This window comes from Streptomyces sp. NPDC059371 (genome assembly GCF_042751995.1).
Taxonomy (GTDB): domain Bacteria; phylum Actinomycetota; class Actinomycetes; order Streptomycetales; family Streptomycetaceae; genus Streptomyces.
In genome coordinates, this window is the sequence record NZ_JBHYXD010000012.1 from 10,272 (window position 1) to 26,279 (window position 16,008).

Annotated in this window: 12 protein-coding genes; 5 read left to right on the top strand and 7 right to left on the bottom strand. The window is 73.2% G+C overall.

What is annotated here, in order from left to right:
* Positions 1-138 precede the first annotated feature (138 nt).
* The 4 genes from ACFXGX_RS09795 to ACFXGX_RS09810 are packed head-to-tail and all read left to right on the top strand — an operon-like array spanning position 139 to position 6,304.
* A complete protein-coding gene (locus ACFXGX_RS09795) occupies positions 139-1,335 on the top strand; it encodes a radical SAM protein (protein WP_384787304.1) in 1,197 nt (398 codons plus the stop codon).
* The gene (locus ACFXGX_RS09800; RefSeq protein ID WP_384787307.1) at positions 1,332-2,981 is read left to right on the top strand and encodes an MFS transporter; all 1,650 of its coding nucleotides are present in this window, start codon (positions 1,332-1,334) and stop codon (positions 2,979-2,981) included. Before ACFXGX_RS09795 ends, ACFXGX_RS09800 begins: the two co-directional genes overlap by 4 nt.
* A gap of 55 nt (positions 2,982-3,036) precedes the next feature.
* Positions 3,037-5,181, top strand: a complete 2,145-nt coding sequence (locus tag ACFXGX_RS09805) for a prolyl oligopeptidase family protein (protein WP_384787311.1) — start codon at positions 3,037-3,039, stop codon at positions 5,179-5,181.
* A gap of 1 nt (position 5,182) precedes the next feature.
* Positions 5,183-6,304, top strand: coding sequence for a glycosyltransferase (locus ACFXGX_RS09810; protein ID WP_384787314.1), 1,122 nt, complete (start codon positions 5,183-5,185; stop codon positions 6,302-6,304).
* Here ACFXGX_RS09810 and ACFXGX_RS09815 read toward each other — a convergent pair.
* From ACFXGX_RS09815 to ACFXGX_RS09845, 7 genes are all read right to left on the bottom strand, one after another.
* Entirely contained in the window at positions 6,290-6,802 is a 513-nt protein-coding gene (locus ACFXGX_RS09815; protein WP_384787317.1) for a GNAT family N-acetyltransferase, read from the bottom strand. The genes ACFXGX_RS09810 and ACFXGX_RS09815 overlap by 15 nt on opposite strands.
* Before the next feature lie 136 nt (positions 6,803-6,938).
* Positions 6,939-7,550 (bottom strand): GAF domain-containing protein, encoded by a 612-nt coding sequence (locus ACFXGX_RS09820; protein ID WP_384787574.1) that lies wholly within the window; start codon positions 7,548-7,550, stop codon positions 6,939-6,941.
* Positions 7,550-8,407, bottom strand: coding sequence for a S8 family serine peptidase (locus ACFXGX_RS09825; RefSeq protein WP_384787320.1), 858 nt, complete (start codon positions 8,405-8,407; stop codon positions 7,550-7,552). Before ACFXGX_RS09825 ends, ACFXGX_RS09820 begins: the two co-directional genes overlap by 1 nt.
* Positions 8,404-11,550, bottom strand: a complete 3,147-nt coding sequence (locus ACFXGX_RS09830; RefSeq protein ID WP_384787577.1) for an AAA family ATPase — start codon at positions 11,548-11,550, stop codon at positions 8,404-8,406. Before ACFXGX_RS09830 ends, ACFXGX_RS09825 begins: the two co-directional genes overlap by 4 nt.
* 29 nt (positions 11,551-11,579) lie before the next feature.
* Positions 11,580-11,789 (bottom strand): aroma-sacti cluster domain-containing protein, encoded by a 210-nt coding sequence (locus tag ACFXGX_RS09835; RefSeq protein WP_369480547.1) that lies wholly within the window; start codon positions 11,787-11,789, stop codon positions 11,580-11,582.
* Positions 11,782-12,474 carry an iron-containing redox enzyme family protein gene (locus ACFXGX_RS09840; protein WP_384787323.1) on the bottom strand — a complete coding sequence of 231 codons (693 nt, stop codon included), beginning with the start codon at positions 12,472-12,474 and terminating at the stop codon, positions 11,782-11,784. The genes ACFXGX_RS09835 and ACFXGX_RS09840 overlap by 8 nt, the downstream gene beginning before the upstream one ends.
* Positions 12,471-13,565, bottom strand: a complete 1,095-nt coding sequence (locus tag ACFXGX_RS09845) for a radical SAM protein (RefSeq protein ID WP_384787580.1) — start codon at positions 13,563-13,565, stop codon at positions 12,471-12,473. Before ACFXGX_RS09845 ends, ACFXGX_RS09840 begins: the two co-directional genes overlap by 4 nt.
* 414 nt (positions 13,566-13,979) lie before the next feature.
* On the opposite strand from ACFXGX_RS09845, the gene ACFXGX_RS09850 reads away from it, so the two are divergent.
* Positions 13,980-15,926: a BTAD domain-containing putative transcriptional regulator gene (locus ACFXGX_RS09850; RefSeq protein ID WP_384787326.1), complete on the top strand. Its 1,947-nt coding sequence runs from the start codon at positions 13,980-13,982 to the stop codon at positions 15,924-15,926.
* Positions 15,927-16,008 lie beyond the last annotated feature (82 nt).

A 16,008-nucleotide genomic window follows, 5' to 3' on the forward strand; every position in this document is an offset into this window, starting at 1 on the left:
GCCCCGCTGCCGCCCGTCCTCCCGCACGCCCGTCGTCTGCCGGACCACCATGTCCGAGAACGTCGTGCCCACCGACGAGACCACCGCGACCGGGCCCGCGCCCGCCCTCCAACTCCCACTCCCGCTCCGGAGGTTGCCGTGCCCGGTACGCAGTCCGTCGCCGTCCCCGCCGCCGGGGCCCGTCTGATCCAGGCCCGCAGGGGGTGGTGGTTCCTGGGCGCCGGCGGATACGCGCTGATGCGCCCCGGCCAGGTGGAGGCCGACGGCGCCCTGCGGCCCTCCGCCGAACGCTATCTCCGCGAGGCGGGACTGTACGACGTAAAGCCCTACAACTCGTACTCGCTGACCGTACTCACCAGCACGGACTGCAACCTCGGCTGCGGCTACTGCTTCCAGAACACCGCGCAGGACCCGAAGGGAGGAAGCCGGCCGCCGCGCATCCAGCACGCCCGGCTGACCCCCGAAGCCGTCGGACAGGTCCTTGACTTCACCCGTGAGCGCATGGCCGCGGCCGGCATGGACAGACTGTCGCTGCTGCTCTTCGGCGGCGAGCCGCTGCTCAACCCGCGAGGCTGCCGCGATCTGCTCACCAGGGCGGCGGAGTTGGGCACCCTCACCGCGTCGATGACGTCCAACGGCACCCTGCTCACACCACTGATCGCCAAGGAACTCAACGCGGCGGGCCTCGGCTCCGTACAGGTGACCTTCGACGGCGACCGCGCCGACCACGACGCCATCCGGGTACGCCGCTCCGGAGGCGGCACCTTCGACGTCATCGTGGCCAACATCGCGCGCGCCATCGAGAAGACCTCCCTGCGCTGGATGCTGCGCGTCAACGTCTCCCACCTGAACCGCCACGGTGTGGACGACCTGGTCGAACGGCTCGGCGCCCACCTCGATCCCGCACGCTGCGGCATCCACTTCGCCCGCGTCGGCGACGTCGGCGTCGGCTACGCCAACAACCTGATGCACGAGAACGGCCTCGTCGACGACTTCGTCCGCTGGCACGCCCGCGCGCTGGAACTCGGCTTCACGGTGGCCCGTCCGCGCGCCCATGTCCCCTGCCAGGCCTGCTCCTTCGCCGACGGCCGCTACGGCGCGGTCGTCAACGCCGACGGTGTGCTCGCCAGTTGCTGGGAGACCGCGGGGAAGCCCGGCATGGAGGTCGGCACCATCGCCGACGGCTACCTCGACGCCGAGCAGACCGAAGGCCGCTGGGTGAGCTGCCACGACCACTACCAGTACGACGAGGAGGCGGCCGTCCGCGCCGTCTTCCAGGACCGGGTCGACGCCGGAGTGCTGGACAGCCTCCACGCCGTCGGGCGACTGGGATGAAGAACGCCGGCATCCTGCGGACCAACGCCGACTTCCGCCGGTACTGGCTCAGCACGACGCTGTCCACCCTCGGCTCGCAACTGTCCCTGCTCGCCTTCCCGTTGCTCGTCCTCTCCATCGGCGGCAGCGCGGCACAGGCCGGTACGGTCGCGACCTTCTCGCTGGTGACCCGGACCCTGCTGCGCCTGCCCGCGGGCCAGCTCGCCGACCGGCTCGACCGGCGGATGATCATGGTCGGGACCGACCTGATCCGGCTCGTGGCGCTGGCCAGCATTCCCCTCGCGTCGGCACTGGGAGACCTCAGTCAGGCACACCTCCTCGGCGTCGCCGTGATCGAGGGCGCGGCCACCGCGCTCTTCGCGCCGGCCGCCACGATCGCCGTCCGCGACGTGGTCCCGGAGAAGGACCTCACCGACGCGCTGAGCCGCAGCCAGGCCGCCATCGCGACGAGCTCGCTCCTCGGCCCGTTCCTCGGCGGCTGGCTGTACACGATGGACCCCATGCTGCCGTTCGCCGCCGACGCCCTTTCCTATGGTGTGTCCGCCGTCCTCCTGCTGCGGATCGCCACCAAACCCCCTCGCCAGGTCGCCGCCACCGACCGCGACAACCGGCTCACGGCCGGGCTCCGGTGGCTGACGCACCAACGGACGCTCCTGGCCGCGCTGTTGTTCGCCGCGGGCATCAACGTCGTCTCGGCGGCGGCCCAGACGACCATGGTCGTCTCCCTGCGGCAGAGCGGCGCCGGCGGGACGGCGATCGGAGCGGTGATGGGCTGCGCGGGCATCGGGGCCATGCTGGGCGCCGCCGCGGCCCCACGGCTGATCAAGAAGATCCCCGCCGCCCGGCTGTTTCTGCTCATCGGCATGGTCTGGGCGATCGGCCTCGCCGTCTTCTCCACGACCACGCACCCCTGGACGATCGGCCCCGTGCTGGTCGTGGTCGTCTTCTTCAGCCCACCGGCCGGCATCGTCGTGGGCCGCGCCATGCTGGTGCTCGCACCGCGGGACATGCTCGGCAGGGTCAGTACCGCGACCGGACTGGTGATGGCCGGTCTCGCCTCCCTCGGACCGCTTCTCGCGGGCTCCTTCGTGGACTCGCTGGGGGCGAGCCACACCTGGCTGGCGCTCGCCGGCACCGCCGCGGTCGTCACGGTGGTGTCGTCGGTGCCTCTGCTGCGCGAGACGAGCCTCGACGCCGTGGCGGGCGACGCGAAGAAGACCGGCCTCGACGGTGTTGCGCGCGAGCGGAGCAAGACTGGGCTCGACGCCGTGGCGGACGACACGAAGGCCACCGCCGGTCCCGCCGGTCTCCTGGACGTGCCCGAGTTCGAGGACGCCCCATCCCCCTCCTCCCTTCCGGATTCTCCGGCCCTCGCAGGCGCGGGCCACGCCGACCGGCCGGCGGTCGAGGCGCACGGCGAGCCGACGTCCGGGGGTGCCGAGCGGCCGGCGGTCGAGGCGCATGGCGAGCCGACCTCCGGGGGTGCCGACCGGCCGGCGGCCGAAGCGCACGGCGAGCCGGAATCCAGCCCTGCCGACCGGCCGGTGGTCGAAGCACACGGCGAACCGAACCCTCCCGGAGACTCCGAGCCACAGGATCCGTCACCGGCGTCCCCCGCACAACGCCCGGGCCCCGGCGGCGCCTGAGCCGCGCGCCCCGCCCACACGCGACCGACGTGATCCGTCCCCCTGGAGCGCCGCGATGACCCAGTCCCCGCCCCGCGACGCCAGGCCGGCGCCCGCCCCGTACACCTACCCACCGGCCCCACGCAGCGGACCGGTGGAGATCCTCCACGGACAGCCGGTGGCCGACCCCTATCGCTGGCTGGAGGATCCGCGGGATCCCGCCACCGCCGAGTGGTGCGTTGCTCAGGACCTGCTCTACGCCGAGGAGGAGGCCCGCTGGCCGGCCCGCGAGGCGTTGTTCGCGCGGATGACCGCCCTGCTCGCCGCAGGCGGGAGCCGTCCGCCGGTGGCGCGCGGCGAGCGCGAGTTCCACACGCGCAGAGAGCCCGGGCGCGAACTCGCCGCACTGGCCGTCCGCGAGGCCGACCGGACGCGGATCCTGCTGGACCCGCTGGACGCCGATCCGTCCGGAACTACGGTGGTCGACGCCTGGGAACCGTCCTGGGAAGGCGACCTCGTGGCCGTCCAGCTCTCCTCGGGCGGCACGGAACACTCGGTGCTGCGTGTGCTCGACGCGGCGACGGGCGAGACGGTCGACGGGCCCGTGGACCGGGTCCGCCGTTCTCCCGTGGCCTGGCTGCCGGGCGGCCGGGCCTTCTACTACGTACGCCGACTGCCTTCCGGGCACAAGGCCGCCGGGGCCGGACCTTGCCGCCGCGTGTATCTGCACCAGCTCGGCACACCGGCCGACGAGGACGTGGAGATCTTCGGGGCCGGACGGTCGGACACCCAGTACTACACCGTCTCGACCGCCCCCGACGGCCGACTCCTGGTCGTCGGCGCCAGCGAAGGCACCTCCCCGCACACCGACCTGTGGACCGCCGACCTGACCAGGACCGGACCCGCCCGGCCCGACCTGCGCCGCCTTCAGCACGCCACCGACGGCCACACCGCCGTCCGTCCCAGACCGGGTGCGGGACCGCTGCTGCTGAGGACCACGGCCGGCGCCCCGCGCGGCCGGATCGCCGCGGTCCCGCGCGACGCCGCGAATCCGCGCCACTCTGATCCGCGCCACTGGCGCACCCTGGTGGCCGAGCAACCCGGCACCGTACTCCAGGACTTCGCGATCCTCGACGGCCCGGCACTGGACCGCCCGCTCCTGGCAGTCGTACGAACCCGGCACGCGGTCGGCGAGTTGACGCTGCACGACGCCCGGACCGGCGTCCGAACCGGAGCCGTACCCCTGCCGGGACGCGGAACGATCACATCACTGACTGCACGTCAAGAACCCGGTCATGAGCTGTGGTTCGCCTACACCGACCACACCACACCCACCCTCGTCCTCCACTACGACGCCGTCGCCGGGCACCTGAGCCCCTGGCCCGGCAGCTCACCGGAAGCGGCCCCCGTCGAGGGCGTACACGTCACCCACGAGGTCGTGCACTCCAGCGACGGCACCGAGGTGCGCATGTTCGTCATGTCCCCCACGGGCCACCCCGACATACCCCGCCCCGCCGTCCTCACCGGCTACGGCGGCTTCGGCGCCTCCATGACCCCCGGATTCACCCCCCAGGCCATGCCCTGGGTGCGCGCGGGCGGAGTGTACGCGGTGGCCTGCGTGCGCGGTGGGGGAGAGGAGGGCGAGGAGTGGCACCGCGCGGGACGCCGCGAGCACAAGTCCAACACGTTCGACGACTTCGACGCGGCGGCGGACCACCTGCTCCGAAACCGATGGGCCGCGCCCGGCCGGCTCGGCGTCCTCGGCAGCTCCAACGGCGGCCTGCTGGCAGCCGCGGCGCTGACCCGCCGACCGGAGACCTACGGCGCCGTCGTGTGCGCGGCGCCCCTCCTCGACATGGTGCGCTACGAGCTGTCGGGCATGGGGGCGAGCTGGCGCGACGAGTACGGAAGCGCCGCGGACCCCGCTCAGTTCGCGCACCTCCTCTCGTACTCGCCCTACCACCAGGTACGCGAGGGCGCGCCCTACCCGGCCGTGCTGCTCGCCGTCTTCGACGGCGACACACGCGTCGACCCCGCACACGCCCGCAAGATGTGCGCCGCCCTGCAATGGGCGGGCACCGGTCACGCGCCCGTCGTGCTGCGTACCGAGCGCGGCGTCGGACACGGCGCCCGCGCCTCCTCGCGCAGCGCCCGCCTCTACGCCGACGTCATGGCCTTCTTCGCCCACCACCTGGGCCTTCAACTGCCGGGAGACGGATGACATGAATGTGCTCCTGTGCCCGCTCGGCGACCCGGGCTACCTGTACCCCGCCCTCGCGGTGGGCCGCGAACTGCGCCGCCGCTCCCACACGGTGCACGTCCTCGCCGGGCCGCGAGCCGTGCCGGTGGTGACCGAGGCAGGCCTCGACCTGTCCGTCGCCACCGACGACACGACCCTGTCCGTGGCCCACTGGACGGTACGCGGCCCCGAGCAGTACACCGAGGTGGCACGGGCGGTCCGGCGGCTGCGGCCCGACGTTCTGCTCACCTCCGTGCTCAACCACGGCGCGCTCGTGGCCGCCGAGGCCGAAGGCCTGCCGGTGGTCGTGCTCGGATTCGCCGCACACCTGTGGCCCTACCGGTCCGGAGGCGCCGGCCCGGCGGACAGGCACGACCGCACGTGGCGGCTGACGGAGACCCTGAAGCACCACCAAGCGGTACGAGCAGCCGCCGGCCTCGCTCCACGGCACGACCGCCACCCCGACACCCCGCTGCTCGGCACCACCTTCCTGCTGCGCGGCCACCCCGCCCTGGAGCCGGACGACGCCGAACTCCCCCCGGCCGTACGACATGTCGGCCCCTGCTGGTGGGAGCCGGAGCCCCCGTCCGCCGAACCGCTGCCGGACTCCAAGCCTCTGGCCTACGTCCACCTCGGCCGTACGTTCGGCGGCTCCTCCCTGTGGCCGCGGCTCAACGCGGCGTTCTCCGGGGGCACTTATCGGGCCGTCGTGGAACTGGGACGCTCGGGTGCCTCCGAAGCCGCCGCTGACGCCGACCTCATCGTCGGCCACCGCCCCTGGATGGGCCCGCTGGTGGAACGGTCCGACCTCGTCCTGACGAACGCGACCTCCGCCCCCGTACTCGCCGCCCTCCTTCACGGCAAGCCCCTGCTGGTCGCCCCCAACGGCTCGGAGCAGCAGGTCCTGGCCGCCGCCTGCCTGCGCGCCGGCGTCGCCCGCAGGCTCCCGGAGCCCGGAACACCCGCCACGGTCCTGAACGCCGCGATCGAGGAGACAGCCCACGACCCCCAACTCAGGGCACGCGCTGAGGAGATCGGCGCCTCACTCGCCGACGGCAAGAGCGAGTCCCGCGCCGCGGACGCCGTGGAATCAGCCGCGGGCTGACCGACTGCGGGCCAGCACGCGCGTGGTGCTGCCGTCATCCTCCTCGATGTCCCGGAGATGCTCGAAGCCGATCCTGCGCAGCAGAGTCAGTGAGGCTTCGTTCGGCGCGGCCACGGTGGCATACACCTTGGCCAGTCCGAGAGCGTCGAAGCCATGGGCGACGACCGCCTCGGCCAGCTCCGTCCCCAGGCCGGACCCCCACGCCACCGGCGCCAGAGCGTAGATGATCTCGTAGCCTCCGACGACGTCGGTCGGCTTGATCTCGGCATGGCCGACCAGGAGTCCGTCGCGGCGGACAGCCCAGACGTCGAACAGGTCCTGGGCATAGACCTTCGTGAAGATCCGTCCGAACAGGGCCCGGTCCGCTGATTCGGAAGACGGGCCGTCGCCCATCCACCGCGACACTCCGGTGTCCTGGAAGAGAGCGACGAAGTCGTCTTCGTCCTCGGGGACGTACGGCTCCAGGAGAAGCCGCTCGGTGCGCAGAGTCGGGGTCACAGCCGGCGACGCTACCCACGCGCCGTCCAAGCCCGCAAACCACTTTCGCCTGCGCGGACCTCGCCCGTCTCAGCGCGATGGCGGGGCGGGGCGACGGGGCTACCGCCTCGAAAGGTACGGCAGCCCCCGCCCCGCCTCACCCCTCCTGCGACGTCTGTGGTGGCACTCCTTCGAGGAGTACGTCCCGTAGCGCGGCCACCAGTTCCAGGCCCCGCGCGCGGACCGCCGACGGTGCCTCCTCGTGGCGCCGGTCGGCGATGACCGCGAGAGCCGCCGCGGCCTGACGGGCGAAGAGTGCGAGCAGGTCGAGTTCGGAGAGGCTGGACCGGGACTGCTCGGCGGGGTCGAGTACTTCGAGCACGCCGAGCACCCGGTCGCGATGGGCGAGCGGTGCCGCCATGAGAGCGTCGGGCACGTAGCCGGTCGACTTCGCGACGTCCTTGGCGAACATGCTCTGTTCCCGGAGGTCGTCCGCGATCATGGGTTCACCCGAGACGAGCACCCAGCCCGCCAGGCCCCGGCCCGCAGGGAACCGCGAGCCCACGAGGGACTCCTCTCCCTCCCCCGCCACGGCCTGGAAGACCAGTTCGTCGGTCTCCTGGTCGTGCAGCAGGACGGAACTGGCCGCGGCACCGAAGATGGCCCGCGCGGTGTCGACGACGGACTGCAGCAGATCGTGCTCCGCGCTGCCGACGCGCGTCGCGGGGTCCACGCCGGTGGCGGGGACGAGGCCGGGAGACTGGGTCATCATTCACCTCGGGTTCCTGGTTCGCCGATGCGCACGTTCGCGGCGGAGAGGTAGAGCGCGTGTTTGATCTGAAAAGGTGTCAGCTTCGGGCGGGTGCCGAGCAGGCGGGCGCACATCCCGCTGATGAAGGGGGTGGCGAAACTGTTGCCCGTGGTGCGGATGGTCTTGCCGCCCGTCCAGGCCACCTGCACGTTCTGGCCGGGGGCGAAGAACTCGACGGGTGGCGCGGGGTTGTAGAGGAAGAGACCGGAGTCGTCCTCGCGGTGTGTGCCGACCGAGATGACGGACGAGAACCTCCAAGGGAAGCTCTCCACAGGTGTGTTGTGGGCGGAGGCCACGAGTGTGGTCCCGGTGAAGAACGCCTGGTCGGCCAGGGCCCGTAGCGTTTCGAGGAACTTCGGACGGGTCGTGGACAGACTGAGGTTGACCACGTCGAAGCCCTGGTCGACGGCCCACCGCAACCCGGTGAGGAGGGCCTCTCCCGTGCCGGTGAAGCCCTCGCCCAGCACCCGCACGCTGTACAGCTCGCATTCCGGCGCCACGCGTCGGACGATGCCGGCGCAGGCCGTTCCGTGCCCGCAGCCGTCACCGGCGCCGTCGGGCAACCGGCCGCTGTCGACGACGTGCAGGCCTCCGTCGGGGGTGGGCGCCACCTCGTAGGAGCCCTGGACGGTGCCGACCGAGGGGTGGCCGCACTCGACCCCGGTGTCGACCACGCACACCCGCACCCCGGCGCCGTCCGACCACGCCGAGGGATCGGCGGGCAGATCCGGCACCGTGTCGGCGAGCATCGTGAGGTCTTCTGGGGAGCGGTCACGCAGACTCCAGGTGAGCCCTGCCGCCGTTCCTGTGGTCATCCGGTCCTGCCTTCCCGTCCGGCCGGGCGTTCCGCGCCCCGGACCGTGACCGTCATCTCGTCGGCGAGCGCGGACGCGCGGTCCGTGCCCGGCCGGTGTCCCTTGGCGGCGAAGTGCTCCCGCGCTGTGCGTGCCTCCCGTGCCGCGTCCGCGGTCTGTCCGAGCGCGCGCAGAGTGTGCGCCCGGTCGAGGGCGGCGGTGCCCCGTACGAGCGGGGAGTCCGTCTCACCGGCGGCGGCGACGGCCCGGTCCGCGCAGGCGCGCGCGAGGTCCGGGTCCCCGGCGAGTGCCAGGGCGCGGGCTCGCAGTCCGTACGCGTCGGCGGACTCCGCAGGAGGCAGGCCGGACGGTTCGGGGTCCGGCAGGGTCTCCGCCTCCGCCGGTTCTCCCTGGTCCAGGAGGATGCGCGCCCGCTCCCGGGCGATGCCGGGCAGGGCGCCCGTGGCGCCCAGTTCGCGGCCGGCGCGTGCCGCCTCCTCAAGGAGGCTCAGACCCCGCGCCGGTGTACCGGTCAGCGCCTCGACCTCCGCGGTGAACAGCGGGATGAACAGCGCGCTCTCCGCGTAGCCGAGGCCGCGGGCCAGGCGCGCCGCCTCGGTCAGCCGCTCGTGTGCCTCCTCGGGGCGGCCCTGCAGGGCCAGGAGCACGGCGAGCGGGCAGCCGAGTGTGGCGCGGACGGTCGGCCGGCCGGCGCCGTGGGCGGTCAGCAGTTCCTCGCAGCGTGCCACGGCACGCGCGACCGGGGTGGGGCCGCGCCACAGGGAGATGGCGACCGCGCCGAGCGCCAGCGCGCGTTCGGGTTCGGCGTCGGCCCGGTCGGCGTGGTCCAGGGCCCGGTGGAGCAGTTCCTCGGCCTCGGCGTGCAGTCCGCGCCGCTGACGGTCCTGGGCGAGACGGACACAGGCACGGGCGATGCCCTGGTCGTCGCCCGCCCGGGTGAACAGCGGGAGCGCGGCCTCGGCGACCTCGGCCGCGGACCCGTGCCGGGGGTCGAGCGCGGTGAGGGCGAGCCGGGCATGGGCGGCGCCGAGCGGATCACCGGCCAGGTCCGCCGTGTCGAGTGCGTCCGCCAGCAGTTCCCGGCCAAGTTCCGGCTCGCCCCGGGCGACCTTCGTCTCGCCGAGCCGGCGGGCGGCCTCGCGGGCGACGGGCTCGCCGGGGGTCGCCAGGGCCAGCGCCTGAGCGAGCAGGTCGTCGGCCCACGGGAGGTCGGAGCGTGCCAGGGCGGCGGCTCCGGCCCGGGTGAGCAGACCGGCGGCGCGAGTACGCAACGTGTCGGTGTCGTCGTCGTTGATGCCCAGTTCGGTGAGCAGACGGTGGGCGCGGGCCAGATGGGAGCCGACAGCGGCGTCCCCCGCGTCGTGGCGGACGAGGACCCGGGCGGCGCCCTCGTGCCGCCGGGCCCGCACCTTCTTGGCCATCCCGCGGTACGCCGTCTCCTGCACCAGAGCGCTGCCGAACCGCAGGAGGGAGCCGGCGGACCGGGAACGGCCGCCGGACTCGATGAGCCGTCGTCGTACGAGGCCGCGCAGCAGACCGCCGGGGGACTCCGTCGGGCCCGCGGGTTCCTCGACGGTGGCCAGTTCGGTCAGGTCGGCGCGCTGGAACTCCCGGCCCAGGACGGCGGCCACCTGCAACAGAGCCCGTTCCTCGGGCGGCAGTGCGTCGATGCGGGCGCCGAGCAGGGCGTGCACGGTCAGCGGCAGGTCGTCGCACTCGGCGGCCATGGCCGTCAGATGTTCCAGGTACAGCGGATTGCCCTCGGCGCGGTCGAGCGCGCCCTCCAGTACGCCCTGCCGGTGGGCCGCCACCTCGACGAGCTCGCCTGCCAGAGCGGCGGCCTCGTCCCGGGTGAGGGGCGTGAGCATCAGTGACGCGGACCGCATGCGCCCGCTGCCCCAGCCGGGACGGGTCTCCAGCAGTTCCGGACGCGCGACGCACACCAGGGCCACGGGGGAGCGGTCGAGCTCGTCCAGCAACCGGTCCGCCATGTCGAGCAGTGGTTCGGACGCCCAGTGGCAGTCGTCGAGGACCAGCACCACGGGCCGTTCACGGGACAGCGCGTCGAGGAGGCAGGCCAGGGCCATGAGGGTGTCGTCGGCCGAGGGACTGGGTGTGCCGTCCGCGAGGAGGCCGGTCCGCAGCAGACGCAGGGCCTGTTCCGCCTCCGTCCGTTCGGCGGTGGGGAGTTGGGCGAGGGCCGCGTCCTCGCCCACGGTCGCGAGGACCTGACGTACGGCTTCCGCGAGCGGCGACAGCGAGCCGGTCTCGCCGTAGGGGCGGCACCGGCCCTCACCGTACGCCGGGGAGTCCCGCAGCCACTCGCGCAGCAGGCGCGTCTTGCCGAGGCCCGCCTCGCCGTAGACGGTCACCAGGTACGAACGGGGGTCCGTCTCCAACTTGCGGGACAGAAGCCGGAGTTCGGCCAGCTCCTGCTCGCGTCCGATGAAGGGGGTGTCGAACCGCCGTACCCGTTCCGGGTCGTCCTCGTGCAGGGCGACCAGGCGGTGGGCCGGGAAGGGAGCCCCGACTCCCTTGAGGGACAGCGATCCCGCCGACTCGGTGACCGCCGTGGGACCGGCGGCGTGCAACGTGGCCGGACCGATGAGGATGTCCCCCGCGTCGGCGTGCTGTTCGAGCCGGGCCGCGATGTTGACGACCTCGCCGGACACCAGAGCCTGCCGGGCCGCGGGATCGACGCTGACCACCACCTCGCCGGTGTTCACGCCGATGCGGACGGCCAGCCGCACGCCGTGTTCCCGCTCCAACTCGGCGTTGAGCCCGTCGAGGCCGGTGACCATGCCCCGTGCGGCGGCGAGCGCCCGGTGGGCGTCGTCCTCGTGGCGCACGGGAACACCGAACACGGCCATCACGGCGTCGCCGATGAACTTCTCCACCGTGCCGCCGTGTTCCTCGATCCGCGCCCGCATCAGCGCGAAATACCGGAGGGTGACCGTGCGCAGCGTCTCCGGGTCGAGCCGCCCGGACAGGGCCGTCGACCCGACGAGGTCGCAGAAGAGCACGGTCACCAGCCGGCGCTCCTCGGCGGTGGCGGCGTCGCCCGCGGCCACGCACGCGGTTCCGCATCGGGGGCAGAACGCCGCGCCGTCCGGCGGGGGTTCGGGGCACTGCGGGCACTTCATGCGCGTACCGCCGGTCATCGCCGCGGTCATCAGAACAGCGCTCCGCCGGCGATCTCGCTGTGCGCCTGCACCTCCGGCTCGGCCGCGTCCAGCCGCTGTTTCAGGTCCAGCAGCAGGGTCAACTCCTGCGCGCTGAGGTCCTGGAGCACCTCTCGCTGCTCGGGGGAGAGGCTGTGCAGCGGGAACCCGGCGTCCTCCAGCGCGCGGAGACGCTCGTGATCGGGTGCGGAGTCAGTCATCGGTGCTCTCCCATTCGGTTGGTGCCGCGGTGATGCGGTCGAACAGCTCGGCTAGGGAGGCGACCGTGTGCAGCGCGCTGACCGCGACGAGGGAACGCTGTGCGGTGTCCAGGGGCAGCCGCTGCAACAGCCGGTCCAGGTCGGCGCTGTGCCCGTCGTCGAGGTCCGCGTGGAGGCGTACGGTCTCGAAGGCGGCGTCCGGCAGTCCGGTCTCGCGCGCCAGCCGGCCGGCCAGGGCGGGCGCGGGCGCGTTGCCCTCCAGGACCGCGATGTAGCCGAGCAGGGCCACCGGATGGCTGTGCTCGAGCCAGTAGTACTGAGCCCCGACCAGGGCGGCCACCTGTGGCGGCGGCACGCTGCCGGTCAGCTCGTCGGGCGGCGCCCCGGTCGCCGCCGCGTCGGCGAGCAGCCAGTCGTCGTGCCCTCGTTCCTCCTCGGCGTGCGCCCGCAGGTACGGTCCGAGCGGCCGCGCCACCGGGTCCCGGGGCAGCGCCTCGCAGCGGGCGGCGGCCCGCTCCATCAACGGAACGGAGGCGCGGATCACCTGATGCATGGCGCGCAGGTAGCGGCGGTAGCGGCCGGGGAGCCCCGGGTCGGAATGCCACATGCGGGCGGAAGCGGCCCACAACACCGGCTGTACGAGGGACAGTTCGAGCCGCAGGCTCGCGACGGCGGATGCGCTCACGTGGCGGCCTCCCCGTCCTCCGGACCACCGAGCAGCACGAGCGGTGCGTACCGGTCGCTTCCGTACCGTCGCAGCAGCGAGGCGGCCCCGGCGTCGTGCTGGAGTCGCGCGCCGAGCATGTCCATCGCGCCGGCCGCGGGGCGCGAACCGGACCGTTCGGCCGCGTCGAGAGCCGCCGGGCGTCGGGCCAGGCTCCGGCAGTCCGTACATGATCCGACTCCGGCGGTACGGATGGTGCGCAGCACCGGCGACTCCACGCACCGGCGCCGTATCGCGGCCCAGTCGTCCTGCGCGATGTGCCCCAGGCGCAGGTGCTCCGGTACGGGGCGGCCGTCCACCACACGCTGGTTGCAGCAGGCCGCGACGGTGCCGTCGAAGGCCACCGTCGGCCAGGCCGCCATCGCGCACGGAGCGGGCGGCACCGCGGAGGGACTCTCGGACTCGGCGCCTCGAAGCGGACTCGGGGCCTCATCAATCCGGAGCGGCACGGTTCGCGCGGCCGCCCAGCCCGCCGCTCGCCCCACGGGTCGTATGTGATTCACGAGAACGGCCGCCTGGTCGTCAAATTCCGTACGAATGGACGCGGTGATGTCAGCGAGATAGTCGTCGTCCGCCGTGGTGCCCGCCACGTGGAAACTCACGGCGATTCCGCTTTCTCTGATGCGGTGCATCGCGCGAAAGACGGCGGCGCGCGGAACTTCACGTTCATGGAACACGTCGATGCTCGCCGAGAAGTGGGCGACGTGCCGCAGGGCGCTCAGGATGCGCGCGGGCACCCGGCCGTCGGCGGCGAAGAACATGCCGCTCAGGACCGACGTCCGCGTTCCGGCCGTCGCGGCGAGCCCCGCGAGGTCCGCCACGAGCGCGGGCCGCAACAGGGGCTCGCCGCCCGTGAGCATGAGGACTTCCGGGCGGTCGGCGGGAGTGAAACCGCCGACGAAGCGACGTAGCGCCTCCGCCGGCGTGTCCTCGCCGCGCGGCCCCGACGAGGTGGAGCAATGCGCGCAGCTCAGCGGGCAGCGCCTGGTGAGGGTGGCGAGGAGCCCGGCCGCCGGTACCGGACGTAGCTCGATGATCTCCGCCAGCCGCATCTCGTCACCTCCGTAGGCCACCTGGACGTGCGGCCCCAGCGTGCGTGGCACCGGTTCGGTCGCGGTTCGCGGGCGGTTCGGCGCCGGTACGCGGGGCGGCCCCGACCGGTGGCACGGACGGTCCTGGCCAGGGCCGATGGATTTACCACCTTTTGTGCTCCTATTCGCCTTCCATCCCGGCGGGTGCGTTGCTGCATGCACCTTGAGCCATCCTCGAGTCCATGGCCCCGGAACCGGCCCGTGCGCATCCTGTGAAGGCCGAAGGAATTCGATCGAATTCCCGAAGGTTCAAGGCTCCTCACGGATTCCCTCACCCCCTGCGGCTCCTCGGAGGCTTTCGTGCACAGAATTCCTTTCCTCTGTCAGAACTCCGACGACCCCGACACCGGCTGGGGAAGGGGCTGAGGGGCCGACATGGCTGATGTCCTCACGGAAAGCCGCGGCGTGGCGTCGGATCCCGGAATTCCGCGAGAGCCCGCCGGGGACATCGGCGGGGAGACCGCCACTGACAGCAGTGGGGAGACCGCCGTCGGCAATGGCAGGGAATCCGCCACCTCCGCCCTGTTACGGCTCACCCTCCTCGGTCCCCTGCGGGCCTCCCGCGGCGGTCTGCCGCTGGCGCTCGGACCCCTGAAGCAGCGCCTCGTCCTGGCGGTCCTGCTCACCCGCCCCAACGCCCCGGTGTCGGTGGAGGAACTGACCGACGCCGTCTGGCCGGACGACCCGCCCCGCACGGCCCGCAAGAACCTCCAGGCGTACGTGTCGACCCTGCGCCGGGTGCTCGACCCCGACGACCTCGGCCGGCTGAGCCACGGTCCCGGCGGATACGTACTGCACCTCACCGCGGAGGAATGCGACACCCTCCGCTTCGACGAACTCGCCCGGCGCGGCGACACGGAGGCACGCGCGGGCGCCCCGAGCCACGCGGCCCGTACGTACCGCCAGGCGCTCGACCTGTGGCGGCACGCCCCCTTCAGCGACCTGGCCCCCCGTGCCGACGTGCTGCGCGCCGCCGTCGAACGGCAGCACGCCCGGCTACTGGCCGTCTACGAGGCCTGGGCGGAAGCACAGCTCGAGATCGGCGACCCGGGCCCCGTCGCGGACACCGTGGACGAGATGGTGAGCCGCCACCCGCTGCGCGAACGGCTGCGCGCCGCCCAGCTCACCGCGCTGCACCACGTCGGCCGCAGAACCGAGGCGCTGGCCGCCTACGACGACTGCCGTCAGCGGCTGTCCCGGGAACTGGGCCTGGAACCCGGCGCGGCACTCCAACGCGCCTACCGCTCCCTCCTGGACGACATGGCCCCGCCCCGGCCGCGCGGCGACACCACCGGATCACGGCTGCTCCTCCCGCCGGACCTCGCCGACTTCACCGGGCGCACGTGGGAACTGGACGCTGTCCGAGCCCGGTTGGAAACCGAGGGCGGGCCCCCGGTCCTGATCACCGGCGCGGTCGGCGTCGGCAAGACCGCGTTCGCCGTACACGTCGCGCACCGCCTCGCCGCGCACTACCCGGACGGCGTGGTCGCCACCCGGCTGTGCGCCGAGGACGGCTCGACGCGCCCTTGGGCGTCGGTGCTGACGGAGCTGGCCCGCTCCCTCGGATGCACCGAGCGGCTGCCCGCCGACCGGGAGGAGGCCGCCACCGTCTGGCGTTCCTGGCTGTCCGGACGCCGCATCCTGCTCCTCCTGGACGACGCGCCCGACGCCACCGCCCTCGGCCCGCTGCTGCCGCCGTCGGGCACCGCCGCCGCACTGGTCACCTCCCGCGAACGGCTGCCCTGTCTGGAGTCCGCGCACCGGGTCGAACTCCCGCCGCTGGCCCCCGAGGACGGCCTGGACCTGCTCGGGGCGATCATCGGGCGGACCCGGCTGACCGCCGAGCACAGCGCGGCCGTACGTATCGTCGCCGCCGCGGGATTCCTCCCGTTCGCCCTGCGAGCGGCCGGAAACCGCCTGTCCGTGCTGCGCCACATGCCGCTCGGTCAGTACGCGGACCGCCTCGAAAATCCTCAGGAGGCCTTGGACGAACTCGCGTCCGGGGGTCTCGGGGTCCGCGCCCGGCTCGCCGGGGCCTGGGCCCGGCTGCCCGCCCCCGCCCGCGATTCCCTCCGCGCGCTGGCCGCACTGCCGGACGCGTCCTTCGCCCTCCCCGCCGCCGCCCGCGTGCTGGGCACGAACGGGCGGGCCGCACAACGCTCCCTGGAGGAACTGATCGACGTCGGCGTCCTGCCCCCGCCCTCCCTGCCCGAGGTGACCGCGCATCTGACGGCGGCCCCGGAGGAGGTGCGCTACGAACTGCCCTGGCTGACGCTGCTGTTCGCGCGAGAACAGGCGGCCGCGTCGGGAGAGCGGTGCTAGGGCGTGCCAGGCGTCGCCGGGCGGGCGAGACTTTGCGGACACGCCCTGAGCCCGTACGCGCTGCCGAGTTGTCAGGGCCCCA